Below are 24,455 nucleotides of genomic sequence, written 5' to 3'. Positions count from 1 at the left end.
GCCCTCAGGCGCGCGCCGATCCGGGACCCATACTCCCGGAGAGTAGTTGGGAAAGACGGTGGCAACTCCGAGTCTTCGCCAAACCACGTCCTGTGGTTATGGATCCCGGATCTTCGCTGCGCTCGTCCGGGACGACAGCGGAGTTAGGAGTGCGAGTCTCAATCCATCTCAAACATTCTCTTGAATTCCACCTTCGCGCTTTCCGCGAATGTGTCGTCTTTCTGACATGAGCCATGCGTCAACTCCTTGCGGCTCCCGCGGAAACGGCCGGTATTCGACGCCGTTCCATCGGAACCCTCCCTTGCCGCGGACGTTGTCGCGGGTGGCAGGCGGAATGCCGCACCCCCACGACCCAGCAACGCGATGGAATTGCAGCAGAGCCCGGCGCTGAATGATGGACCTGTAGTCTCGACGGCGGCCGCGACCGATCGCATCGTCGAGACCAGCATCCCCGCGCGGCTCGATGCGCTGCCCTGGAGCGGCTTTCACACCCGCGTCGTGCTGGCGCTTGGGATCACCTGGATTCTCGACGGGCTTGAGGTGACGTTGGCCGGGGCGCTCTCGGGTGCGCTGAAGCAGAGCCCAACACTGCACTTTTCCAACCTCGATCTTGGTATTGCCAACTCGGCTTACCTCGCCGGCGCCGTGCTCGGCGCGCTCGGCTTCGGCTGGCTGACCGATCGCATCGGTCGCAAAAAACTGTTCTTCATCACGCTCGCGCTCTACCTCTCCGCGACGGCCGCGACCGCGCTGTCCTGGGATATCGCAAGCTACGCGCTATTCCGCTTCCTGACCGGCGCCGGTATCGGTGGCGAATACACGGCGATCAACTCGACCATCCAGGAGCTTGTACCCGCGCGCTACCGCGGCTGGACCGATCTCGTCATCAACGGCAGTTTCTGGATCGGCGCGGCGATGGGCGCGGTCGCAGCCATCGTGTTGCTCGACCCCGCGGTGATCGGCCCCGATCTCGGCTGGCGTCTTGCCTATCTCATCGGCGCGACCATCGGTCTCGTCGTGCTCTTGATGCGGATGTGGATCCCGGAAAGCCCGCGCTGGCTGATGATCCACGGCCGCCCCGATCAGGCGCACGCGATCGTCGACGACATCGAGCGTTCGGTGATCGGGTACGATCAAGATGCGAGCGGTGGACGCTTCGCCAAGATGCGGCTGAAGATGCGCGATCACACTCCGATCAGCGAAGTCGTGCACACATTGTTCTTTGTCTATCGCCAGCGTGCGCTGGTCGGCCTGGTGCTAATGGCCGCGCAAGCCTTCTTCTACAACGCGATCTTCTTCACCTTTGCGCTGGTGCTGACCGACTTCTACGGCATCAGCGCCGATCATATCGGCTGGTACCTGCTGCCGTTTGCGGCCGGAAACTTCCTCGGTCCGCTGCTGCTCGGCCGCCTGTTCGATACGCTCGGCCGCCGCGCGATGATCATGTTCACCTATGGCGTCTCGGGCCTGTTGCTGGCGGTGTCAGGTTATCTGTTCTCGATCGGCGCGCTGAGCGCGCAGGGGCAGACCATCGCCTGGATGGTGATCTTCTTCTTTGCCTCGCCTGCCGCGAGTGCGGCCTACCTCACGGTGAGCGAGACCTTCCCGCTCGAAGTTCGCGCACTAGCGATCGCGGTGTTCTATGCGGTCGGCACCGGCATCGGCGGTGTCGCGGGCCCCGCACTGTTCGGCGCCCTGATCGATACGGGATCACGCAACAGCGTGTTCGCCGGCTATCTGCTGGGAGCTGCCCTGATGATCGCGGCTGCGATCGTGGCGTGGCGCTACGCCATCTCCGCGGAGCGCAAATCGCTCGAAGAAATCGCGCGGCCGCTCGCTTCTATGGAGTAGACTATGAAATCGGAACTCGCTGAACTGGATCAGAAGCACGCCATGCTCGAAGAAGCGCCTGACGCCGTGCCGGTGCCGCATGCCCTCGTTCCGCACCTTGCCGAGACCGCGATCCTGCTCGACATCGACGGCACGCTGCTCGATCTGATGCCGACGCCGCGCGAGGTGTGGGTGCCGCCGGGCTTGTCGGAGACGCTCAACCGGCTGACCGAGCGCACCTCGGGCGCGCTGGCCATGGTGAGCGGCCGCTCGCTCAACGACATCGACCTGATCTTTGCGCCCGATGTGTTTTGCGCCGTCGCCGGTCACGGTGCGGAGATGCGGCTGTCGGCGGGCAATGAAGCCGACGACGTGCACGCGCCGCCGATGGACAAGGAGCTGAAGCGGCGGCTGGCCGCGATCGCAAAGCTCAGCCCCGGCATTCTGCTCGAGGACAAGGGCTATTCGCTGGCGCTGCATTACCGCCTCGCGCCGCATGCGGAAAAGGCGATCTATGAAGCCGTCTCGCTGATCCGCGCCGATCTGCCCAACGCGCCGATCGAGGTGCTGCCCGGCAAGTTCGTTTGCGAGATCAAACATTCCGGTTTCAACAAGGCGACCGGCGTGCGCGAGCTGATGAAGCACGAGCCCTTCAAAGGGCGTCGCCCGATCTTCATCGGCGACGACGTCACCGATGAAACGGTGTTCGCGATCATGCCCGACATGAACGGGCTCTCCTTCTCGGTCGGCCGCCGCGCCATCGGCGTCAACGGTCACTTCGATGCGCCGAACGATGTGCGTGCGTTCCTCGCGCGCCTGCTCGACGACACAAGGTTGGAATAAGGCATCGTCATCGCAGAGCCACATTGTTGCGCGCGCAGTTCCGTTGAGCGCGTAACGCATGCTGCCTGAATTTCACGCCAAGACTCTCTTTCCCAAGCGAAATTGCCGGGTTCCCTCGACAAAAACTGGTTCCAACGCGCGCGCCTGACTTTGGTTTCATTTCGTAGAAATGATGACAGGAACCATATTGATGAACGGCAGTTAAACGGGGTGGAATGAACAGGAGGGGACGACCTGTGAATTTAGTCGTCGTTTCGAATCGAGTTGCGCGTAGTAAACCCAACGAACCCATGACGGGCGGCCTCGCTGCGGCATTGCTTCCCGTCGTGGAGTATTCGGGCGCCATCTGGGTGGGGTCCTCCGGCCGCGTGCGTGACGGCCATCAGAAGGAACCTTTCGCCGAGATCGAGGCGCTGGGCTCTGGCGCGATTGCGACGCTGGATCTGCCGGCGGCGCATTACGGCGGCTACTATGAAGGCTTCGCCAATTCTGCGCTGTGGCCGGCGCTGCATTCGCGCAGCGACTTGATCCGTGTCTCGCGCGACGACTATGTCAGCTATCGCGAGGTCAACGCGTTCATGGCGCGTGCCTTGATGCGCTTCCGCAAGCCGCAGACCGCATTCTGGGTGCAGGATTATCATTTTCTCGCGCTCGGTGCGGAGCTGCGCGATCTCGGCGTCGATGATCCCATCGGCTTCTTCCTGCACACGCCGTGGCCGGTCGCTGCGGTGGTGCAGGGCGTGCCCAATCATCGTGAGCTGATCACGGCGATGCTGGCCTATGATCTGCTCGGTTTCCAGACCAATGAGGATTGTCAGAATTTCCTCGGCTATGCCGGCGGCGAGCTCGGTCTCATTGTCGAGGACGGCGTGGTGCTCTCGCAGCACGGACGGACGCGCTGCGAAGTGTTTCCGATTGGCATCGACGCGGAGAAGTTCGCAGCCTATGCCGCGAAGTCGGCCTCGCACCCGGACGTTTCGCGCCTGCGCCGCAGCCTGAACGGCGAGCGGCTCGCGATCGGCGTCGACCGGCTCGACTATTCGAAGGGACTCGTCAACCGCATCAGCGCGTTCGATCGGCTCTGGACCGATCAGCCGCAGTTTGCGCGCAGCATCTCGCTGCTACAGATCGCCAACCCTTCACGCGGCGCGATCGAAGCGTATGGCAATCTCCAGAACGAAGTCGCGCGCCTCGTCACCGACGTCAACGGCCGTCATGGCGAGGTCGACTGGACGCCGATCCGCTATCTCAACAAGGGTTTTAGCCAGACCGTGCTGGCGGGCCTCTATCGGACCGCGCAGATCGGCGTGGTGACGCCGCTGCATGACGGCATGAACCTTGTCGCCAAGGAATATGTCGCCGCGCAAAACCCGGCCGATCCCGGCGTGCTGGTGCTGTCGAAATTCGCCGGTGCCGCCAACGAGCTCGAGACCGCGCTGCTGGTCAATCCACACGACATCGACGGCATGGCCCGCGCCATCGCTGTCGCCGCCACGATGCCGCTCGCCGAGCGCAAGATGCGCTGGGACGCGATGATGAAGATCCTGCGCGGCCACACCATCCAGCAATGGTCGTCGGATTTCGTCGCCGAGCTCGAGAAGTGCCGTACCGAGAAGGTCGCGGCCGCCCCGCTCGCAGCGCAGCCGCCGCAGGCGTTGCGCTGGCTGAAGTCGGCGATCTCAGGTGTGCGGTTGATCTAACTCTCGTCTCCCTCGCCCCGTTCTTACGGGGAGAGGTAGGCTTCAATAGCAATATGACACGCCGTCCAGAATCGCGCACTGCCGCTTGTTTGGCGCGTTCGGATCGTCCATTGGCACCATGCCCTTGCCCTGGCCGACGAACACGCCGGGCCCGACATGCACCGAGCTTTTGTTGCCGATGATCACGCTCTGGTGCGGGGTCGAGCTGGAGCGGGTCCCGTCCGGCCAGAGGATGGCATCGCCCGAAAGCACCCCGCGCCGCCCGTCGTCGCAGGTCACATCGACGCCCTGCCGGGTGCAAGCCTGCGCGCTGGCCGACGCGGTAAAGGCGGCGCCGAGGGCCAAAATCAGGCTCAGCCCGGCAATGGTTTTGCAGATGGTCATGGCGTCCCCGGTCGTGTTTGGCGTCCTTGAGTGAATCGTCGCGCCAAACCCACGACTGGTTCAGTCTAAGGTGGGTTCCGGACGGTCTCGTGCCGCGGGACATTCTCCTGTAAATACAATATGTTGCGGAAAATTCACCCGATTTACGCGCGATCCCTTGCAAAATCACCGGCGCCCCTTCAAGAGAAGGCGCTCCGGAGAGATGGCCGAGTGGCTTAAGGCGCACGCTTGGAAAGCGTGTGTGCGGGAAACCGTACCGTGGGTTCGAATCCCACTCTCTCCGCCATCTGCCCAATTTTCTACGCCAACCGCCAGATCAAGCCGGCGGCAATCGCGGCGCAGATCGTGCTGGCGGCGCGAGCGACGAACAAAGCAGCAAGAATGGTCCAGCGGCTTCGCATTTGGATTTCCCTGATGCCATGCACTATGCCGTCGGCTTGATATTCTGGTTCAGGCGAAAGAAATTCGCTGGATCGTATTTGTTCTTGAGCGCGACCAGGCGTGCGTAATTATCACCATAGGCGTCACGCACCCGGTCTTCGCCCTCATCCCCCAAATTGTTGGCATAGACGCCCCCGGTCGAGTAGGGCTTGACGGCGCTCCACAGCTCACGCGCCCAACTCATGTTCGCCTCGTCATCGGCCGAATCATCCCAGATCGCGACCGGAAAACAGTCGAACGCTGCATCGCGGTTTGCGTAAGGCGAGTTCGATACCGGAACCCGCGCGATTGCGCCGCCGACGTGCTGGAACACCAGCAAAGACGAGGTGTTGGGGGCTCTCGCATAGACGTCGAGCAGCGCGTCGATCGCACCGGTACTGATCTCACGCAGGAACTGCGCTTTCCAGTAATAGCGACGTCCTCGCGGAAACAGGGCATCGCCACCCGACTGAATCTCGAGATAAGGGACAGGTGCGAGGCGCGTCTCAACGGGCGAGCCGAACTTGACGATCGGTGAAAGGGCACGCTCACCGTCGTGATGCGAGCCGATATGGCAACCGGAGATGCTGAAGAATCGGTCGCCCGACGGCAGCGTTACAAGGGCGGCATCGACGTTTACCTCATCGGCAGCGTCTCGGGCGAATTCATCATAGAACCGCATGGCCTCGCGCGCCTGATCATATCGATGAAGCGCTGACGCGACGAGCAGTGACGTCCCGATCGCATGCAACTGGTATTCGAACGCAGTCACGATGCCGAAATTGCCGCCGCCGCCTCTTAAGCCCCAGAACAGGCCAGGGTGTTCGGTCGCGCTCGCCCTCAAGATCTTTCCCTCGGCCGTCACCACGTCGGCGGCAATCAGGTTGTCGCAGGTCAGCCCGTATTTGCGCCCGAGCTTGCCAAAGCCGCCGCCAAGCGTGAGGCCGGCGATGCCGGTGTCGCTGTTGACCCCCATGGTGGTTGCCAGGCCGTGCGCCTGCGTGGCACGATCGAATTCGCCGAGATCGAGGCCTGCCTCCGCGCGCGCGGTGCGACGGACCGGATCGACTTCGATGCGTTTCATCCGCGACAGGTCGATGACCATGCCGCCGTCACAGACGGAGAGGCCAGCGACATTATGGCCTCCGCTGCGAACGGCCACCGGGAAGGCGCGGGATCTCCCGAATGTCACGGCCTCAACGACATCCTGGGTATCCGCGCAGTAGGCGATCATCGCCGGCCGCCTGTCGATGGCGCCATTCCAGACCCGGCGCGCCTCGTCGTAACCGGCGTTTCCCTCGAGGACCATGGTGCCCTTGAGCTGTGGGATGGGCCGAGGTTCGGAGTGTGATTTGCCCATCAGGTCGTCATATGGCTGCCGCTGCTCCATCCGATTTGCTCCTCGCTGCGATCGCGGATCTAAAATCTCGCCGTGCCGGGATCGAGCCCAAGCGCCAATCGGCCGGCAACGGCATAGCAGTTGGGACTCATCGCGATATGTTTGACGGCAGCGTGCACGTCGCGGACGGCCCGCTCCAGCGGGCAGGTCTCGAAGATGGCAACAGCGCCTGCCGTCGTCGCCAGCATGTCGGTAACCTGCACCGAAACCTCTGCCGCATGCGCGGTGGCGGTTCGGAGGCTCGCGCGCGCATTCGTCAATTCGTCGCCGCTCTGCATCGCATCCATCAAGTCCCTCATGGCTTCGCACAGACCGGCGCGAGCGGCACGAAGCATCGCTTTCGTTCGTCCGACGATGGCATGGGTGATCTCGCGGTCGCGCAGCAGGCCGGAAACGCCCAAGCGCCCCTTTCGGCAGGCAACATCAACGAATGACTGCATCGCACCTGCGGCAATGCCAAGCGGAACGCCGCAGATGCTCCATGAGAACACCGACACTGGTGGCATGCGGTAGAGGGGCCCCTCTTGGGTCGGCTGCGATCCGAGGAAAAGGTGAGCGTGCACGGCCGGGACAAAGATGTCGCGGGCCTCGAGGTCACAGCTGCCGGTGCCGCGCAGTCCGGAAACGTGCCAATTATCGAGAACCGTCACGTCTTTGCGGTCCAGATAGCAGCACATAACCGGCGACTCAGCGACTTCAGGATTGCTGGCCAGCACCATGAAGTGGCTTGCATGATGGGCGCCGCTGCCAAACGGCCAGCGCCCTGCGACGCGGTACCCTCCTTCGACGGCGCTTGCGGTGCCGATCGCACCGGTCGAGCTGGCCACGAATGTGTGTCGATCTGCAAACCATTCCCTCGCAACGGGCTCGGGGATGTAGCCGCCAATCCGGCTCATCCCTCCACCATTGCCAACGAGCCAGCCAACCGAACCGTCGAGCTTCGAAGCGGCCTCGACTACGTCGAAGAATTGGAGTGGGGAGAGTTCCGGACCGCCAAGCGATTGAGGCAGCCACAAGCGGAAAAGGCCGGCGTCGGCCATTGCTGCGAACACAGCGTCCGGGAGGCGACGGTCGGCATCGAATTCTCCTCGCCGCTCCGCGACCAGTGGAGCCATGGCCTGAACCGCCTCGAGAATTCTGTGCGATCGGTTCGGCCCGTCGATAGGCCGTGGATTGACAAGAGGATTCATGAGGCGGATCCCGTTGCACTCGCCGTCGGCGCGTCTATTTGCCGTGGTGATCCATCCTTCATAGGCCGGACACCTGCCACGCAAACTGCGCCGCCTTGACCCTCTTGGTCCTGAATCCGATCGGAAAAAGTTGCAAATTTCGCCAAAAAGGGATGTCTCTAGGCGATGGCGACGATCTACGAGTTCGGTCCATTTCGTCTCGAAGCAGACGCCGACTTGCTGTTTCGAGGAACCGAGCCCGTTGCTCTCGGCGGGCGAGCGGTTGCGCTACTTCGGCTGCTTCTGGAAATGGCGGGTAAGCCGGTTGCCAAGGACGCTTTGATGGAGACGGCCTGGCCGGGGCTGGCGATCGAGGAAAGCAATCTGACCGTGCAGATGGCGGCTTTGCGCCGGGCGTTTGCAGCCGTCGAAGGTGGCAGCAACTGGATCGAGACGCTGCCGCGTCGCGGTTACCGCTATGTCGGCCCGCCGGCCGCCACCTTGTCCGATGGCAACCGGCAACCATGGCTCCCATCCGGTCGTTCCGACAGACCATCGATCGCCGTGCTGCCATTCCTCAATTTGAGCGGCGATCCCGCGCAGGACTACTTTTCCGATGGGATCACAGAAGACATCATTACGGAATTATCGCGTTTCCGGTCGCTCTTCGTCGTAGCGCGCCATTCGAGCTTCGTTTACCGGACCAGGTCGTCCGACATCAGAGAGGTCGGCCACCAACTCGGCGTACGATACGTAGCGGAAGGGAGCGCGCGCAGGATTGGCAGGCGGGTGCGGGTGACCGTCAAGCTTCTGGATGCCGCGAGCGGCTTCACCCTTTGGACGGAGCGCTACGACCGCGAGATCGAAGACATATTCGCGATCCAGGACGAAATCGTGGGCAAGATCGTTTCGGCGCTGCCCGGCCGGCTTGAGGACGCGGGCCGCGAGATCGCGAGAGGCAAGCAGACCTCGAACATCACGGCCTACGATCTCGTCCTATTGGGGAACGAGAAATGGCGTCAATTGACCGTCAGGAGCATGGAGGAGGCGCGAGGCTACTTCAGGAAGGCCGTGGGGCTCGATCCAGCTTATGCACGCGCTCACGCCAATATAGCTTGGACGGTCGTCTGCGCCGCGTTTCTGGATTCACCCGCCGCTCCTCCACTGGATGATGCTCGTCGCGAGATCGAGATCGCCCTCGATCTTGATGAGAACGACGCCTGGTCCCACAGCGTCTTCGCACAGTTTCTTTTCCTGCAAAACCGCGATCACGAAGCTGAGATTCATTTCAAGCGCGCGCTGGCGCTCAACCCGAACGACGCCGATGTCGTCGCCGCTTTTGCCAATATTCTGGTTTACTGGGGGCGTTGGCAGGACGCGCTGACATGGATGAAGTCGGCCAAACGGCTAAACCCATTTCCACCCAACATATATCATTGGTACCACGCGTTGGCTCTCTATTCCGCTCACGAATACGAACAGGCGATCAAAGTGCTCACGGAAGCACGATCGAGTGACCGATGGTCGCGCGCGCTCCTTGCAGCGTGCTACGCCCAAACCTCTCGACCGAGAGAAGCAAGTTTCGAAGCGGGCGCATTCGTTCGAGCGAGATCTCTGGAATTGAGTGAGAATGGTGACGCTCTGCCCATCAACACGCTCGACCTGGCTCGGATGCGTGCCAACAGGTATAGAGACCCCATCGACCGGGATCATTTCCTCGACGGATTGCGCAAAGCCGGCCTAAGTGACGGACTGTCCAGCCTTGTATAGCGACAACGTTGTTGGCAACGGCGACAGCGGTTGCTTGTCGGACAGCGGGCCACGCGCACTTGCGCTCCTATGTGCCAGTGCTGGGCGACGATGCGGCCCCTTTTTCTCATGGATCCGATCGACGACTGCTTTCGCCCCCTCGATTGGGCACGAACTCATCTGAAGCAGGCAAGCGCTGCGGCTGTCGTGTCCCACAATTGCCGCCGTGTTTGCTCGCTGTCTGCCGGGGCTATGGGCGTAAGCGGGCGGGCGTTCTTCACGGAGACATAGGCACCGGTCTGCTCACCGAAGCCCGGATCGGTGGCAAGGTGCACGATGATCCGGGCGCCATGCGCTGGGTTGCCGATGCCGAGCCAGTTCAGCGCCGTGGCAAGCGGGCGGGCAAAGCTCAGTTCGCGGCCGAGCCCAGTGACGTTGAAGCCCGGACATAGGCAGTTCACGGCAACCCCGGTGTCTTCGAGTTGCTGGGCCAGTTCGAGGGAGAACATGATGTCGAGCAGCTTGGTGCGGCCGTAGATCCTTGACGATCCGCGCGCGGTAAAGGGCGCGGTGTCGAACAGGTCCTTTTCGATCTCAAGGTCCCCGCTCTGGCGCGAGGCTTCTGAGCCGACGGTGACGATCCGGGATGGGGCGGAATGCACCAGCGTTTCCCGCAGGGCATTGGTCAGCAACCACGGGGCCATATAGTTGACCGCGATCATTTCCGCATAGCCGTCCTTTGTGATGCGCTGTTGGAAGGCGTGCAGACCCGCATTGTTGATCAGGACATCGATGTGAGGATGCCGTTCCGCAATGGCCTTTCCGGTCGCGGCAACGGCCGCCAGGTCGGAGAAATCAACAAGATGCACGTCGACAGGCGTGCCTGGAGCCGCGGCCTCGATCATTGCGCGCGTCCTGTCGGCCTTGGCCTCGCTGCGTGCCGTCAGGATGAGATGCGCCCCACTGCGGGCTAATTCCAAAGCGGCAAGCTGGCCGATGCCATCCGTGCCGCCGGTGATCAGGATCTTAGGCCGGGCCAACGCGCCTTACTCCTTCGCAACGGTCTGAAGGCTCGGATAGTCGAGATATCCATTACTCGAACCACCATAGACTCCGATCGGTCTTGGCGAACTATAGGGACCCCCAGCATGAATCCGCGCAGGGAGATCCGGATTGGCGAGAAAGAGACGACCGAACGCGAGCGCGTCATCGGCGCCATGACGATCCTGTTCGGGAGACAGAGGTCGCCAAGGGTCGCGGGACAAAAGAGACCTGCCATGCTTCTCACCCCTGCGAGGATAGATGCCCTGATTCAACTCTTCGCGCCATTGGCCGCGCTCTCGGGTGATCGATCGTTGTCCTGACGATTGGTGTTGCGCGTCTGGGCCCTCAGGGAAGCATCTTCTGGAGCCGTCCGGCTTGCATATCCTCCTCATCGTTTGGACGTTCTGACGCGGGGTGCACGATTGCGTCTGGATTGTAGCTTCCCTGCCGGTTTACCCTTCGATGCGATCGGGAGAAAATCCAAGACATTTCGGCAGCTATGGGCCCCAATATTGAATTCGAGCACCGCGGCACTTGCGATCTGGATCGCAAATATCGAGGCGTACACATTGGCAATGGAAGATGTTTAGTTCAATCATACTCCAGCTAGGCAGCGGTGAGCGTGCATCGTGACGATATCAGATAGATCTCGCTCGCCATCCCGTGGACTTCATCACGTCACGACGATCATTGATGATGTGCAGCGCGCCGCGAATTTTTATGCCGGCGCTCTCGGTCTGAAACGGGTCAAGAAAACGGTCTGCTACGACGACCCCGGCAGTTACCACCTCTACTATGGCGACGACGCCGGGAGCCCGGGAACGGTGCTGAGCACCCTGGCATGGCGATGCGTCGCAAAGGGATTGGTTGGGGTCGGAGAGGTGGTGCAGACAGCCCTTCGCGTGCCGGCCGGATCGCTCGAATGGTGGTCCGAGCGGCTCAAGGCCGCGAATGTCGTGTGCCGGTTCGATCATTCGCCATTTGGAGAGCCACTGCTCTGCTTCGCCGATCCGGACGGAACGACGCTTGCTCTGGTCGAAGCTGTGCACGATCGTCGCGAAGCCGGGCGCAGCAATGCCGTTCGAGCGGTCATGGGTTTGAACGAGGTCACCCTGAACGTTCGCGCAGAGGACGCCACGATCGATATCCTCCAGGACGTGCTGGGTTTCCAGCGCGTTTCGCAGATCGATGATTCGATCCGCTTCGTCGCACATGACGGTCCTGGAGGCACGCTAACGCTGCGGATGGTGGGCGCATCGTCGCGAGGTCGCCTTGGCGGCGGCACGATCAGGCATGTCGCTTTCCGTGCGGCCAATACTGAAGATCTATCCGAAATGATCCGGAAGCTTCAAAGACGGCACGACATCGCCGTGACTCAGCCGATTGAGAGAACCTATCTGACTGCGGTCGGATTCCGGGCACCATGCGGCGTGCTTTTCGAGATCGCAACCGATGGGCCCGGTTTCGCGGTCGACGAGCCGCGCGATCAGCTCGGGGAAGGTCTTAGATTGCCTGGCTTTCTTGAGGAGCGCCGTCTGGAGCTGCAAAACATCTTGCCTCCGCTGAGCTAGCCGGGCTCGCGGTTGTGCAACTCGTCGAGCATGGCCCTGGCCCGCCGGAAAGGCACGGCGTCGAAACCCTCGGTGAATTTTCCCAGCGTCCGTTCGAGCACTGCTGCAGCCTCGCTGGTTCGTCGCCGTTGACGGAGGAAGCTTGCAAGACTTTCGGCCGATCGAAGCTCCCATCCAAGGGTGCCTTGCCGTTCGGAAACATCAAGCGCTTCGCGCAAATGGGTTTCGGCCGGCTCCGAGTTGGGCCCCTGCAATGCAGCCAGGACATCGCCGTGGATTCTCAGCGAATCCGGCAGCAACCAGAGTGCCTCCGTAGCCTTGGTTCGCTCCAGGCATTCCGCGGAGGCCAGCAGCGCCTCTTCCGGTCGATCGTCCGCGGCCAGCACCTCGGCCAGGCGGCCGAGGAACGGGATCGACACATTCTCGTATTGGGCGCCGCTTAGTTTCGAGAGAGCGTCTCGCAACAATCTTTCGGCGGGTTCGATCTGGCCGCGCAGGAAAAGCAGTCTGCCTTCGAAACCGATCGACGAAAACACGTAGCTTTGGATATCGTTGTCCTGAGCTACCTGCCTGAACCGCTGTATCGCGCCAGCAGCCCTGTCGAGGTCCTCCAGGCTCAGGAACAGCGAAACCCCGCACCAGCTGAGTGCCTGGCAGATCGAGGTCGGATTGCCGGTCTCCTCCGCCTCGGAATGCGCCGACAGGCAGGCTCGAACAGTGCGATCGAAGCGTCCCAGATTCCAGTAGGACCGCGCCATTACGCATTGCGCATAGACCGAGTGATTCAGTCCCCATCGGCCGATCTGCGAGACGTCACTGTGAGTTCGGAAGTACTCGTGGGCTTCGCGCGCGAGCTCCAGGGCTGTCGCATACTCGGCGCGAAAGAAGAGCGACGCACTCTTCGCGCTCTTCGTCATCGCCAGGGCCGCCGGCTCGTCGGCGTCAGCCACGAGCCTCTCGATCCTCTCGGTGCCCTCCAGGGCGCCCTTGAAGTCGCCGCGCCGGTGCAGGAACACGATGAGGCCCAGCCTGGCCCTCAGCTCCCATTGCCGGTCGCCCAAGCGGGCCGCAAGCTCTATTGCCCGGTTCAGCGCGTCGCGCGACTGGGCCGTCATGCCCTGGGTGAACATCACAGCGAGGCCGTGAGCTGCCTTCAGGACCATCTCGTTGCGTTCGCTTTCGATGGCCGGATCGAGAGCGTCGATCGCCCTGGTCGTCCATGCGATACATTCCGTCAGGAGCGAGTTCTCCAGCCAGACGGGCACGGCGGCGGCCGCGAGCGCAACGCCCGCTTGCGCGTGCTCCTCCGTCGAGAACGCCCAGTCCAGGATTCCGCGCACATTATCGAGTTCCTGGACCGCATCCCTCAGGGTTTGCACCCGCTTCGGCCCATCAGCGTACATGGAGAGCATTTCGGCGACGCAGGCTGCGAGCCGCGAGGCGAGTTCGTTCCGTTCAGATTGCTCGACCAGCTTGGCAAGAGCGAACGCCTTGGTGATTTGCAGCAGCCGAAATCGGGCGCGCTCGGAGCCTATGTCGACCGAGACCAGCGACTTGCAGACCAGATCAGCGAGGATCGATGCGGTGTCGGCTCCCTCAGCGGCTGGAACGACGGAGACGGCGGCCTCGAGCGTGAAGCTGCCGGCGAAAATCCCGAGGCCGCGGAGAACGTATCGCTCGCGCTCGCACAGCAGCTGATAGCTCCAGTCGAGTGCCGCCGCGATCGTACGGTGCCGCGCCGGCGTGCCGCGGCGAGCGTCCGCGAGCAGGTGCACGCGGTCCTCGATCCGGGCCGCCAGTCCGTTGACACCGAAGGCGTCGACGCGCGCGGCGGCGACCTCGATCGCGAGCGGGTTGCCGTCCAGCTCGCGGCAAATTTGCGCGGCAAAGCCGGCATTGGCATCGGTAAGTTCGAAATCGTTGACGATAGCGGCCGCCCGCTCCACGAACAATTGGACTGCCGGATAGCCTTGGATGTCTTTCGGTCCGAGCGATGGATCGATTGGTGGCACCTCGAGGGGAGGAAGCCGGAAGACCTGTTCGCCGCCGACGCGTAGCGGCTCCCTGCTCGTGGTCAGCACCTTGATGCTCCCGGCGCTGCGTAGCAGTTCGCCGATGGCGGCCGACGCCGCGTCGATCAGATGCTCGCAATTGTCGAATACCAGAAGAAGGCTTTTGTAACGCAACGCAGCCGCGATGCCGGACAATACGTCGCTCGAACGGACGTCGATAGGAAGGGCAGACGCAATCACGCTCGAAATCAGCGAGGCATCCGTGATCGAGACGAGGTCAATCAGCCACACGCCGTGCTGAAACTGCGGCAGCATCGCTTCCGCCAGCCGAAGCGCGACCGACGTCTTTCCGACGCCCGGTGGTCCGACGATACTCACCAGGCGGCCGTCGGTCAGTTTCTGCTTCATCGACTGAAGCGCTTCGGCGCGTCCAACCAGCCGGTTCAGTTGCGCAGGCAGGTTGTGAGCCGCTTGCGTCGCCGGCTCATCAATGGCTGAGCGCTCGTCTTCGAGCACCTTGATTGGCGCAACGAAGCGATACCCGCGTCCCGGACTGTTGACGATGTACTGATTGGCGCTATCGTCCTCGCCGAGCGCGCGGCGAAGCGCCGCCACCTGGACGGTCAGGTTGGCTTCAACGACGAAAGTATCAGGCCAGGCAATCTCGACGAGTTCGCGCTTACTCACCAGCTCGCCTGCGCGCTCCACGAGAGCGATCAGGATCTCGATCGCCTTGCCGCCGAGGCGAATGACGCGGTCGCCTTCGAGCAGGATTCGTTTGGAGGTGGAAAGGCGAAACGGTCCGAATAGAAACGTACGCTCTGGTCTGTCGTTGCGATCGGGCATCCTTCAGTCAGCCATGGGCCTTCTCAAGGGACCTCACTACGCCACAGCCCGGAGGGTGTCCATCCCCGTAAGAAACCGCGCGAGCGCGGACGTCACAGCTGGCCTTCACGCTCGATCTGAAGGGTAACCGCCTGCCGGCGGGCCATGATCGCGGTCGCGGTGAGGCGTTCGGCCTCGACCGTGGACAGCGCCGCCAGTTCCACCGCGACCGTGGCCATTTGCTCGATCAGATCGGCGCGGGCATGAAGCTGCGCGGTTTGCCGCCTGCTGATCCATCTGGACAGGGTTTCGGGCGCGAGTGTGGCGTCGCGTTCGAGGCCGGAGCGTAACGCCTCGCGGAGCACAGCGGCGCGTTCAGAGGATTCCTTGATGGCCGCCTGGAGTTCCAGCGTCTGGCTCGCGAATTCCGCATCGTGGGCAAAAGCGCGCTTGGTGAACAATCCATTGATGTTGCCAAGGCTTGTCTGCAGGCGAGACAAATGGAGCTGCAAATCCTCACCGAGCTGAGCCAGATTGCCGTTCATCACGTCCTCGCCTTTCGACATGCGCAACTTTGTCGCGGCAGAAGGGCGCATCCAACTAAAAACTTGCAAATTCCAGACAGTTGAGACAACGCCGCATCCGTGTGTGCAGGCACGCTTTTTGGAACGATTTACTGGCCAGGCGATAGGGTGAGGAATAACCATCGGCCGGGTGTGCAGAATCTCGACGGGGCCCCGATGGACGACACTGATACCACATCCGATGGCTTCTATGGTCGTCGTCTCGCCACGCACCTCGGAATGGAAGGCGATTGCGTCCGCAAAATCAATCGTCAGGGCAAGCTCGCGCTTGCCATCACGAGATTGACATGCACCCGCTTTGTTCGTGAGCGGACCGCGGCAATTCCGTCGGAGCCGGCATTCAGCATCCTCCATCAACTGGGCGATCTGGACCGGCACTCATGCTGGCTCGCCGGCCGCCAGAGGTATTCCGGATCGTTCGGTGCGGGAACGGTGAGCGTCATAGACCTGCGCGACAATCCCCAGTGCGAGTTCAGAGGCCCGTTTGATGCGCTTCAGTACTACATCCCGCGCCGCGCTCTGGACGACTTCGCCTACGAGAACAGCGCGAAGCCGATCTCCACGCTGAAGTGGACCCGTGACCGGCGCGATCCCTATCTGTCCACGCTTTCGAACGTTCTCTTGAGCGCCCTCGAAGAGGAGAGCGCGAACAATCAACTCTTCGTCGATCAACTCGGACTGAGCCTGCTCGCCCATTTTGCGCAGACCTACGGGGATCTCTGCTCGCGCGAGGGCATTCAGGAGGGGGGACTGGCGCCATGGCAGGAGCGGCGCGCCAAGGAGATCATGCATGCCCGCCTCGGCAGCGGTTTGACGATCGCCGATGTCGCGGCCGAATGCAGGCTGACGCCGAGCCATTTTGCCCGCTCGTTCCGGCGCAGCACGGGTATCGCTCCCCACGAATACCTCTCCCGGCTCCGGATCGATGAGGCCAAGCGCCTGATGACCACCACCAAGCTGCCGTTGGCGGATATCGCGCTGATTTGCGGGTTCGGTGACCAGAGCTACTTCACCCGGGTCTTCTCGCGCAGCATGGGAACAAGCCCGGGCGCCTGGCGTCGGGCTCGTTCTGAGGGCTGACGGATTTTCGCCGAAGCGCTTGGGTCGCATGGATCATGTCACGCGCGTAGGACAATCCGATTCCGTATCCGCCGCCATGGGCTTCGACGATGGCTCTACCTCCGCAGGCGTCGCCACCTCAAGCCCGGCGGCCAACGCCGATAGAACCGCGAAGCTGGCGCATGCTGCGGTCTATCCGGGTGCCGGAATCGGGGGCACTGGACGCCTGAGGGGCACAGGCTCGTCGCCGACAGGATCTATGGCCTGCTGTCGGCAGATGATCTGATCGAGCCTTCGCCTCGCCAGTAAGATTCTGTGGGGGTTAGTTTCCTCCAGTCACCCGCCATTTCCCGTCTCCCGCCCGCTTCAGCGCCGGGTCACTCACCCGCACATGCTCGGCCAGAAAATCGATGAACGCGCGGACGCGCGCAGGCAGCGGCGCGGTATGGCCGACATAGACGGCGTGGATGTCTTCGCGGTCGCCGGGATTGTAGTTTTGAAGAACCGGAACAAGATGTCCGGCTTCGATGTCGGGGCCGATGTGGAACAGGGCGAGGCGGGCGAGCCCGACGCCGCCGAGCGCGAGGCGGCGTGCGGCTTCTCCGTCGCTGGCGCGGGCGGCCGGCGGCGGCACGGCTTCCTCGGTGCGATCGCCGCGCTTGAACGGCCAGCCGCGGATCGAGCGCGGAAAGGTCCAGCCGATCCCACGGTGGTCGGCGAGATCCGCCGGCGTCTTTGGCGTGCCCGCGCGCGCCAGATAATCCGGCGCGCCGACCACGACCATGCGGCTGGTGCCGAGCTTTCGCGCGACGAGGCGTGAGGCGCGCAGGGGGCCGGCGCGGATGGCGACATCGGCGCGCTCCTGCATCAGGTCGATCAGCGTGTCGGTCAGCACCAGGTCGAGCGTGACGTCGGGATGCTGTTCGAGGAAGCGCGGGATCAGCGGCATCACATGCAGCATGCCGAAGGGGATGTTGCTGTTGACCGTGAGGCGCCCGCGCGGCGTGGCGCCGGAGGCGGCCTCGCGTTCGGCTTCCTCCATCTCGCCGAGGATGCGCACGGCGCGCTGATAGAAGGCCTGGCCCTCCTCAGTCAGCGTCAGCTTGCGCGTGGTGCGGTTGATCAGCCGCGAGCCGAGCCGCGCCTCCAGCCGCGAGATCAGCTTGCTGACGCCAGACGGCGTCACGCGCAGTTTTCGCGCGGCCTGGGTGAAGCCGCCGAGGTCGACGACGCGGACGAAGACCTCCATCTCGGCAGAGCGGTTGGTATCGAAACGGGCCATGTTGAATTCATGTCACAAATGATTGGATTGCGGACATTCTAATGGTTTTGCTGCGGCGCGGCTATGTGCGTGGCTCGTCTTCATCCATCGGAGCTACGCATGCCTCCCGCCGTCCTCGCGCTCACCGCCGGTGCCTTCGGTATCGGCACTACCGAATTCATCATCATGGGCCTGCTGCTCCAGGTCGCAGCCGACATGCATGTCTCCGTGCCGGTCGCGGGCCTGCTCATCTCCGGCTATGCGCTCGGCGTGTTCGTCGGCGCGCCGGTGCTGACGCTCGCGACGCGTCGGCTGCCGCGAAAGACCGTGCTGCTGGCGCTGATGGCGATCTTTACGCTCGGCAATGCAGCCTGTGCGCTCGCGCCGAACTACGAATTGTTGATGGCCGCGCGGGTGCTGACCTCGCTGGCCCACGGTACCTTCTTCGGTGTTGGTTCGGTGGTGGCGACCAGCCTGGTCGCCGAGGACAAGCGCGCCTCCGCCATTGCCACGATGTTCATTGGCCTTACGGTCGCGACCCTGTTAGGGGTGCCCTTCGGTGCCTGGTTCGGCCTGATGCTCGGCTGGCGCGCGGCGTTCTGGGCGGTAACGGTGATCGGCGTGATCGCCTTTGCGGTGGTGGCGGCGCTGGTGCCAGGTCATGTCGGTAACGGCGACAAGCCGATCTCGCTGGCCGAGGAGATTGCAGTGCTCGGGCGGGGACAGGTGCTGCTCGGCCTTGCCATGACCGTGTTCGGCTTTGCCGGCCTGTTCGTCGTCTTCACCTATGTCCAGCCGATCCTGACGCGTTTCACCGGCTTTTCAGAGGCTGCCGTTTCGCCGATCCTGCTGGTGTTCGGAGCCGGGCTTGCGATCGGCAATGTCGCCGGCGGCAAGCTCGCCGATCGTGGTCTCGCGCGTGCGCTGATCGGGACGCTGGCCGCGCTCGCCATCGTGTTGCTTGGCCTCGCCGCCGTGCTGTCGTTCAAGATCCCCACCATTGCGCTGATCCTGCTGCTCGGCATCGCGGCGTTTGCGACCGTCGCGCCGCTCCAGCTTCGCGTGCTGGAGGCCGCCGGTCCCAGCGGCCGGACGCTCGCCTCCAGCCTCAACATCGCCGCGTTCAATCTCGGCAACGCGCTCGGTGCCTGGGCCGGCGGCGTCACCATCGATCGCGGGCTCGGCCTCTCCGCGCTGCCACTGGTCGCGACCGGCATCACCGCGATCGGACTCGTGCTGGCGCTGTGGAGCCTTCAGCTCGACCGAAGGCAGACTACTGTCGCGGCGTGCCCGGCGGAATAGGGGAGGCGCACATGGAATACCGTCATCTCGGCTCTTCCGGACTCAAGGTGCCTGTTCTCAGCTTTGGCACCGGCACCTTCGGCGGCCAGGGCCCGTTGTTCTCCGCCTGGGGCCGCAGCGGCACTGATGAGGCACGCAGGCTGGTCGACATCTGCCTCGAGGCCGGCGTCAATCTGTTCGATAGCGCCGACGTCTATTCGAACGGCGCCTCCGAGGAGATTCTCGGTGCCGCGATCAAGGGCCGGCGCGACAAGGTGCTGATCTCGACCAAGATGAGCCTGCCAATGGGCGATGGCCCGCTGGACGCCGGCTCGTCGCGGCATCGCCTGCTGGCCTCGGTGGAATCGGCGCTGCGGCGGCTCGGCACGGACTATATCGACCTGCTCCAGCTCCACGCCTTCGACGCCTTCACGCCGATCGAGGAGGTGCTGTCCACGCTCGATACGCTCGTGCGCGCCGGCAAGCTGCGCTATGTCGGCGTCTCCAATTTTTCCGGCTGGCAGGTGATGAAATCGCTCGCCGTCGCCGATCGCCACGGCTGGCCGCGCTATGTCGCCCATCAGGTCTATTACTCGCTGCTCGGCCGCGACTATGAGTGGGAGCTGATGCCGCTCGCACGCGATCAGGGTATCGGCGCGCTGGTCTGGAGCCCCCTCGGCTGGGGCCGGCTCAGCGGCAAGATCCGGCGCGATCAGCCCTTGCCGCAAAATAGCCGCTTGCATGCGACCGCGCAGTTCGGTCCGCCCGTGGACGAGCAGCGGCTCTATGCGATTGTCGATGTGCTCGACGCGATCGCGATCGAGGTTGGCCATACCGTGCCGCAGGTCGCGATCGCCTGGCTGCTGTCGCGCCCAACGGTATCGTCCGTGATCATCGGCGCGCGCGACGAGGCGCAGTTGCGCGACAATCTCGGTGCGGTCGGCTGGTCGTTGAGCGCGGATCAGCTCAAGCGCCTCGACGAGGTCAGCGCGGTGATGCCGCCCTATCCCTATTATCCCTACCGCATCCAGGACGGATTTGCGCGGCTGAACCCGCCGCCGGTCTAGGGGCTGACGACAATCCGCCGCATCGTGTATCGCGCCAATGCGCCATGCAGAAACGCCGCTGTACAGGCCTCAATGCCGTCCGTAACCTCCGCGCCGCAATTTCAGGAGATGCGACGTGGCGAAGAAGACGGCGACCAAGAAGAAAAGCGTTTCGAAGAAGGTAACGAAGACCTCGAGCAAGAAAGCCACCGTCCGCAAGGAGGCTGCCGCGAAGCCGGCCAGGAAAGCCGCCAAGAAAGCCGTCAAGAAAGCTGCCGCGCGGCGCCCCAAGGGGGCAGCCTGGCAATGGTCGGCCGTGGAGACCGCGGCTGCGATCCGCTCCGGCGCAATCTCCGCGGTGGAAACCGTCGAGGCGCATCTGGAGCGGATGCATGCGGTCAATCCGCGGCTGAATGCCGTCGTCGTTGATCTCGGTGAGGACGCGCTGAAGGCCGCGCATGCGGCCGACAAGCAGCGCGCCAAGGGCGGCGAGCTCGGCCTGCTGCACGGCGTGCCCGTGACCATCAAGGAGAACGTCGACTACGAAGGCCGACCCAATTTCAACGGCGTTCCCGCCAACGAGAACCTCGTCGCGCCGTCGGATTCGCCTGTGGTGCGTAACTTGAAGAAGGCCGGCGCGATCGTCATCGGCCTCACCAACACGCCGGAATTCTCGTTTCGCGGCTTCACCGACAATCCGCTGCACGGATTGACGCTCAATCCCTGGGACCCGAACATCACCTGCGGCGGCTCCTCGGGGGGCGCGGGTTCGGCGGTCGCCGCCGGCATCGGCACCATCGCGCATGGCAACGACATCGGCGGCTCCTTGCGCTGGCCGGCGCATTGCAACGGCGTTGCCACCATCAAGCCGACGCAGGGCCGCATTCCCGCCTTCAACGCAAGCGCAACGGCGGAGCGGCCGATGCTGGCGCATCTGATGTCGGCGCAGGGGCCGCTCGCACGCCACGTCGGCGACGTCCGTCTTGCGCTGGAGGTGATGAGCCAGCGCGATCCGCGCGATCCGTGGTGGGTGCCGGCGCCGCTGACCGGGCCGAAGCCGAAGGGGCCGATCAAGGTCGCGCTGGCCAAGATCCCGGAAGACATGGCGGTCGATCCGGCGGTCAGCGCGGCGCTTCGCCAGGCCGCCGATCACCTGGAGCGCTCCGGCTATCGCGTCAGCGAGGTCGAGGTGCCTGACATCAACGGCGTCTGGCAGACCTGGTGCGACATCATCACCAACGAGACGGTGGTGATGCAGGAGGCCGGCATGCTGAAGGTCACGTCGGAAAACTTTCACAAGGCGTGGGGCGGCATGAAGGCCAAGGCGAGCACACTCGATCTCAAGGCGTGGATGCAGGCGACGGCCGCCCGCAACGGCCATATCCGTGCATGGCAGCTGTTCTTCGAGGAGTATCCGGTGGTGCTGGCACCGACCACGGTGAAGCCCACACCGGGGCCGCGCGACGACACCGTCAGCGCGGAACGCGTGCAGGAAATCTTCTGGGGCGAGATCCGCTTCATTTCCGCGATCAACGTGCTGGGGCTGCCCGGCGCCGTGGTGCCGGTGGCCGTGCACGACGGCAAACCGATCGGCGTGCAGCTCATCGCGGGCCGCTATCGCGAGGATCTGGCGCTGGACGCTGCCGCCGCGATCGAGAAGCGCGCCGGCGTTCTGACCCACCGGCTCTGGGAGACGATGGCCTGATCTTGCTGTCGGGGCTTCGCGCAACACGCGCGGGGCCCCGATGAGCCAGTGAGATCAGTTCGTCAAATGCGAGGCATTGACTCAAATTTTAGCCAATTCACCAATAACCATTAGGGTTACTTCCTCGATCTCTAAGCGAATTATTGTCCGCTTTACCACCCGCCTCTAACAGAGGGACGGCGGACAACGCACATGCCTCATACAGGCCAATAAGTGCGGCCCGCGTCCCACGCGGAGGTGGTACGATGCGCAACGAGACGATTGCTATTCACGCCGGCTACGAGCCCGAAGCTACCACGCACGCGGTTGCCGTGCCGATCTACCAGACCGCGGCCTACGCTTTCGATAGCGCCGATCATGGCGCGGCCCTCTTCAATCTCGAGGCCGAAGGTTTCCGTTACAGCCGCATCGCCAATCCGACCAGCGCGGTGCTTGAGAAGCGCATCGCCCAGCTCGAAGGCGGCGTCGGGGCGCTTGCGGTCGCGACCGGCCAGGCCGCGCTGCATTTCGCCTTCGTCAACGTCGCCGACCACGGCGGCAACATCGTGTCCGTGCCGCAGCTCTACGGCACCACCCACACGCTGCTCTCGCACATTCTGCCGCGACAGGGCATCACCGGCCGCTTCGCCGAGAGCGACAAACCCGAGGCGATCGAGAAGCTGATCGACGAGAACACCCGGGCGGTATTCGCCGAGACCATCGGCAATCCCGCCGGCAATGTCTGCGACATCGAGGCGCTGGCCAGGATCGCGCATGCCCATGGCGTGCCGCTGATCGTCGACAACACGGTCGCCACGCCCATCCTGCTCAAGCCGTTCGACTACGGCGCCGACATCGCCGTGCATTCGCTGACCAAGTTTTTGGGTGGCCACGGCACAACGCTCGGCGGCGCCATCGTCGATTCCGGAAATTTCCCCTGGGCGAGGCATGCCGATCGCTTTCCGGCCTACAACAAGCCGGACGCATCTTATCACGGGCTTGTCTATGCCGAGCGCTTCGGCAAGACCGCCTATATCGAGCGCGCGCGCAGCGTCTATCAGCGCACCATGGGTTCGGTGCTGTCGCCGTTCAACGCCTTCCTGCTGCTCCAGGGCATCGAGACGGTGGCGCTACGCATGGAGCGCCATTGCGAGAATGCCCGCAAGGTCGCCGAATTCCTGCGCAACGATCCGCGCGTCGCCTGGGTCAACTACACCGGCTTCCCGGACAGCCCCTATTATCCGCTGGTCCAGAAGTATCTCGACGGCAACGCCTCCTCGCTGTTCACCTTCGGCATCAAGGGCGGCATGGAAGCCGGCAAGAGTTTCTATGATGCGCTGAAGCTGATCACGCGCCTCGTCAATATCGGCGATGCCAAGTCGCTGGCCTGCCATCCGGCCTCGACCACGCACCGGCAAATGTCGCCGGAGCAGCAGCGCACGGCCGGCGTGCTGCCGGAAACGATCCGCCTCTCGATCGGCATCGAGCATGCCGCCGATATCATCGAGGACATCGACCAGGCGCTGGAAAAGGCCTGTCCGGCCGCGCGTCTTCAGGCGGCGGAGTAGGCAATCGGGCCGATGAGCGTCTTGATCGACAGGGATCAAGGTATCGCAAGCCCGGCGCTGGTGCCGGCCGAAGGCGACTTCGCACGCAATCATGCCGGCGCCGAGCTCAACATCGGGCTGATCAACAACATGCCTGATACGGCGCTGAAGGCGACCGAGCGGCAGTTCATGAAGCTGCTCCAGGCTGCCGCAGGGCCGCGCCGGATCCGCTTTCATTGCTTCTCGCTGCCGTCGGTGAAGCGCTCGCCGGAAGCGAAGTGGCATGTCGAGAGCGAATATTCCGATCTCTCCGATCTCAAGCGCGAGAGGTTCGACGGGCTGATCGTGACGGGTGCCGAACCGGTCGCGCCCGAGCTCGACCAGGAGCCGTACTGGCGCGACCTCACCGAGCTGATCGACTGGGCCAGGACCAATACCCGCTCGACGATCTGGTCATGCCTCGCCGCACATGCGGCGGTGCTGCACCTCGATCGCATCGAACGCCAACGCCTGCCATCCAAATGTCATGGCATCTTCGACTGTGAGGCCGTGACGGGCGACGCGCTGACGCGCGACGCGCCGGCCCCGCTCAAGGTTTCGCATTCCCGCCTCAACGAAGTCACCGAGGGAGATCTCACGCAAGCCGGCTATCAGGTGCTGACCCGGTCGGCCCAGGCTGGCGTCGACGTCTTCGTCCGGCAGTATGACAGCCGCTTCGTGTTCTTCCAGGGTCATCCCGAGTATGACGCGCTGTCGCTGCAGCGCGAATATCTGCGCGACATCGGCCGCTTCCTCGCACGCGAACGGGACGCCTATCCGGCACTTCCCGTGAGTTATTTTGACGCAGCGACGGAGGAAAAACTTGCACGCTTCGAAAAGCGGGCGAGGCATCAGCGGCATCCGGCACTCACCAATGCATTGCCTGCGCTGACTTTGCGCACCGATATTGCGGCCGGCAGCGCCGCGGCCGCGCTTTTCCGCAATTGGCTGCAATATCTCGGCGCGGACGCTGCAGCTCCGTTGCTGGCGCGTTAACCCAGGGCTGTC

18 protein-coding genes and 1 tRNA gene are annotated in these 24,455 nt (G+C 63.4%); 12 read left to right on the top strand and 7 right to left on the bottom strand.

Going from position 1 to position 24,455, the window contains the following annotated elements:
• The first annotated feature begins 363 nt into the window (after positions 1-363).
• The 3 genes from ACLFLU_RS41045 (at position 364) to ACLFLU_RS41035 (ending at position 4,373) form a co-directional block, all read left to right on the top strand.
• Entirely contained in the window at positions 364-1,851 is a 1,488-nt protein-coding gene (locus ACLFLU_RS41045) for an MFS transporter (protein WP_426410306.1), read from the top strand.
• Between the two features lie 3 nt (positions 1,852-1,854).
• Positions 1,855-2,673, top strand: a complete 819-nt coding sequence (otsB, locus tag ACLFLU_RS41040; protein ID WP_426410305.1) for a trehalose-phosphatase — start codon at positions 1,855-1,857, stop codon at positions 2,671-2,673.
• A 236-nt stretch (positions 2,674-2,909) separates the two neighbouring features.
• On the top strand, positions 2,910-4,373 hold the full coding sequence (locus tag ACLFLU_RS41035; RefSeq protein WP_426410304.1) for a trehalose-6-phosphate synthase: 1,464 nt from the start codon (positions 2,910-2,912) through the stop codon (positions 4,371-4,373).
• Positions 4,374-4,415: 42 nt separating this feature from the next.
• Here ACLFLU_RS41035 and ACLFLU_RS41030 read toward each other — a convergent pair whose 3' ends face one another.
• On the bottom strand, positions 4,416-4,757 hold the full coding sequence (locus ACLFLU_RS41030; protein WP_426410303.1) for a hypothetical protein: 342 nt from the start codon (positions 4,755-4,757) through the stop codon (positions 4,416-4,418).
• 196 nt (positions 4,758-4,953) lie between these two features.
• Between ACLFLU_RS41030 and ACLFLU_RS41025 the strand changes: the two genes are divergently transcribed.
• Positions 4,954-5,043 (top strand) — tRNA-Ser (locus tag ACLFLU_RS41025).
• A gap of 138 nt (positions 5,044-5,181) precedes the next feature.
• On the opposite strand, the gene ACLFLU_RS41020 is transcribed toward ACLFLU_RS41025, so the two are convergent.
• Both ACLFLU_RS41020 and ACLFLU_RS41015 read right to left on the bottom strand, forming a co-directional pair.
• Positions 5,182-6,567, bottom strand: coding sequence for an FAD-binding oxidoreductase (locus ACLFLU_RS41020; protein WP_426410302.1), 1,386 nt, complete (start codon positions 6,565-6,567; stop codon positions 5,182-5,184).
• Between the two features lie 29 nt (positions 6,568-6,596).
• Positions 6,597-7,691 carry an acyl-CoA dehydrogenase family protein gene (locus tag ACLFLU_RS41015; protein ID WP_426414179.1) on the bottom strand — a complete coding sequence of 365 codons (1,095 nt, stop codon included), beginning with the start codon at positions 7,689-7,691 and terminating at the stop codon, positions 6,597-6,599.
• 240 nt (positions 7,692-7,931) lie between these two features.
• Here ACLFLU_RS41015 and ACLFLU_RS41010 point away from each other — a divergent pair, with 240 nt between their 5' ends.
• Positions 7,932-9,515, top strand: coding sequence for a winged helix-turn-helix domain-containing tetratricopeptide repeat protein (locus tag ACLFLU_RS41010; protein ID WP_426410301.1), 1,584 nt, complete (start codon positions 7,932-7,934; stop codon positions 9,513-9,515).
• A gap of 155 nt (positions 9,516-9,670) precedes the next feature.
• On the opposite strand, the gene ACLFLU_RS41005 is transcribed toward ACLFLU_RS41010, so the two are convergent.
• Entirely contained in the window at positions 9,671-10,534 is an 864-nt protein-coding gene (locus tag ACLFLU_RS41005; protein ID WP_426410300.1) for an SDR family NAD(P)-dependent oxidoreductase, read from the bottom strand.
• A 633-nt stretch (positions 10,535-11,167) separates the two neighbouring features.
• On the opposite strand from ACLFLU_RS41005, the gene ACLFLU_RS41000 reads away from it, so the two are divergent.
• Positions 11,168-12,109 carry a ring-cleaving dioxygenase gene (locus tag ACLFLU_RS41000; protein ID WP_426410299.1) on the top strand — a complete coding sequence of 314 codons (942 nt, stop codon included), beginning with the start codon at positions 11,168-11,170 and terminating at the stop codon, positions 12,107-12,109.
• Here ACLFLU_RS41000 and ACLFLU_RS40995 read toward each other — a convergent pair.
• A complete protein-coding gene (locus ACLFLU_RS40995; RefSeq protein WP_426410298.1) occupies positions 12,106-14,829 on the bottom strand; it encodes an ATP-binding protein in 2,724 nt (907 codons plus the stop codon). The genes ACLFLU_RS41000 and ACLFLU_RS40995 overlap by 4 nt on opposite strands.
• Positions 14,830-15,059: 230 nt before the next feature.
• On the bottom strand, positions 15,060-15,512 hold the full coding sequence (locus ACLFLU_RS40990; RefSeq protein ID WP_426410297.1) for a hypothetical protein: 453 nt from the start codon (positions 15,510-15,512) through the stop codon (positions 15,060-15,062).
• A 174-nt stretch (positions 15,513-15,686) separates the two neighbouring features.
• On the opposite strand from ACLFLU_RS40990, the gene ACLFLU_RS40985 reads away from it, so the two are divergent.
• A complete protein-coding gene (locus ACLFLU_RS40985; RefSeq protein ID WP_426410296.1) occupies positions 15,687-16,610 on the top strand; it encodes a helix-turn-helix domain-containing protein in 924 nt (307 codons plus the stop codon).
• A 301-nt stretch (positions 16,611-16,911) separates the two neighbouring features.
• On the opposite strand, the gene ACLFLU_RS40980 is transcribed toward ACLFLU_RS40985, so the two are convergent.
• Positions 16,912-17,871 (bottom strand): LysR family transcriptional regulator, encoded by a 960-nt coding sequence (locus tag ACLFLU_RS40980; protein WP_426410295.1) that lies wholly within the window; start codon positions 17,869-17,871, stop codon positions 16,912-16,914.
• 99 nt (positions 17,872-17,970) lie between these two features.
• Here ACLFLU_RS40980 and ACLFLU_RS40975 point away from each other — a divergent pair, with 99 nt between their 5' ends.
• The 5 genes from ACLFLU_RS40975 to metA all read left to right on the top strand — a co-directional run bounded on the left by ACLFLU_RS40975 (position 17,971) and on the right by metA (position 24,443).
• A complete protein-coding gene (locus ACLFLU_RS40975) occupies positions 17,971-19,152 on the top strand; it encodes an MFS transporter (protein ID WP_426410294.1) in 1,182 nt (393 codons plus the stop codon).
• 11 nt (positions 19,153-19,163) lie between these two features.
• On the top strand, positions 19,164-20,198 hold the full coding sequence (locus ACLFLU_RS40970; protein ID WP_426410293.1) for an aldo/keto reductase: 1,035 nt from the start codon (positions 19,164-19,166) through the stop codon (positions 20,196-20,198).
• A gap of 115 nt (positions 20,199-20,313) precedes the next feature.
• On the top strand, positions 20,314-21,882 hold the full coding sequence (locus tag ACLFLU_RS40965; RefSeq protein WP_426410292.1) for an amidase family protein: 1,569 nt from the start codon (positions 20,314-20,316) through the stop codon (positions 21,880-21,882).
• A 245-nt stretch (positions 21,883-22,127) separates the two neighbouring features.
• Entirely contained in the window at positions 22,128-23,429 is a 1,302-nt protein-coding gene (locus ACLFLU_RS40960; RefSeq protein WP_426410291.1) for an O-acetylhomoserine aminocarboxypropyltransferase/cysteine synthase family protein, read from the top strand.
• A 12-nt stretch (positions 23,430-23,441) separates the two neighbouring features.
• Positions 23,442-24,443 (top strand): homoserine O-succinyltransferase MetA, encoded by a 1,002-nt coding sequence (gene metA, locus ACLFLU_RS40955; RefSeq protein WP_426410290.1) that lies wholly within the window; start codon positions 23,442-23,444, stop codon positions 24,441-24,443.
• The last annotated feature ends 12 nt before the right edge of the window (positions 24,444-24,455 follow it).

Source organism: Bradyrhizobium ganzhouense (assembly GCF_049949285.1).
Lineage (GTDB): Bacteria > Pseudomonadota > Alphaproteobacteria > Rhizobiales > Xanthobacteraceae > Bradyrhizobium > Bradyrhizobium ganzhouense.
This window is presented reverse-complemented; position numbering and strand designations above follow the sequence as displayed.

What these genes read in the sequence shown, in the direction of transcription:
- ACLFLU_RS41045 (WP_426410306.1), top strand. Translation starts at nt 364, where the DNA reads ATGGAATTGCAGCAGAGCCCGGCGCTGAATGATGGACCTGTAGTCTCG.
- otsB (WP_426410305.1), top strand. Translation starts at nt 1,855, where the DNA reads ATGAAATCGGAACTCGCTGAACTGGATCAGAAGCACGCCATGCTCGAA.
- ACLFLU_RS41030 (WP_426410303.1), bottom strand. Translation starts at nt 4,757, where the DNA reads ATGACCATCTGCAAAACCATTGCCGGGCTGAGCCTGATTTTGGCCCTC.
- ACLFLU_RS41020 (WP_426410302.1), bottom strand. Translation starts at nt 6,567, where the DNA reads ATGGAGCAGCGGCAGCCATATGACGACCTGATGGGCAAATCACACTCC.
- ACLFLU_RS41015 (WP_426414179.1), bottom strand. Translation starts at nt 7,691, where the DNA reads ATGGCTCCACTGGTCGCGGAGCGGCGAGGAGAATTCGATGCCGACCGT.
- ACLFLU_RS41010 (WP_426410301.1), top strand. Translation starts at nt 7,932, where the DNA reads ATGGCGACGATCTACGAGTTCGGTCCATTTCGTCTCGAAGCAGACGCC.
- ACLFLU_RS40990 (WP_426410297.1), bottom strand. Translation starts at nt 15,512, where the DNA reads ATGTCGAAAGGCGAGGACGTGATGAACGGCAATCTGGCTCAGCTCGGT.
- ACLFLU_RS40985 (WP_426410296.1), top strand. Translation starts at nt 15,687, where the DNA reads ATGGACGACACTGATACCACATCCGATGGCTTCTATGGTCGTCGTCTC.
- ACLFLU_RS40980 (WP_426410295.1), bottom strand. Translation starts at nt 17,871, where the DNA reads ATGGCCCGTTTCGATACCAACCGCTCTGCCGAGATGGAGGTCTTCGTC.
- ACLFLU_RS40975 (WP_426410294.1), top strand. Translation starts at nt 17,971, where the DNA reads ATGCCTCCCGCCGTCCTCGCGCTCACCGCCGGTGCCTTCGGTATCGGC.
- ACLFLU_RS40970 (WP_426410293.1), top strand. Translation starts at nt 19,164, where the DNA reads ATGGAATACCGTCATCTCGGCTCTTCCGGACTCAAGGTGCCTGTTCTC.
- ACLFLU_RS40960 (WP_426410291.1), top strand. Translation starts at nt 22,128, where the DNA reads ATGCGCAACGAGACGATTGCTATTCACGCCGGCTACGAGCCCGAAGCT.
- metA (WP_426410290.1), top strand. Translation starts at nt 23,442, where the DNA reads ATGAGCGTCTTGATCGACAGGGATCAAGGTATCGCAAGCCCGGCGCTG.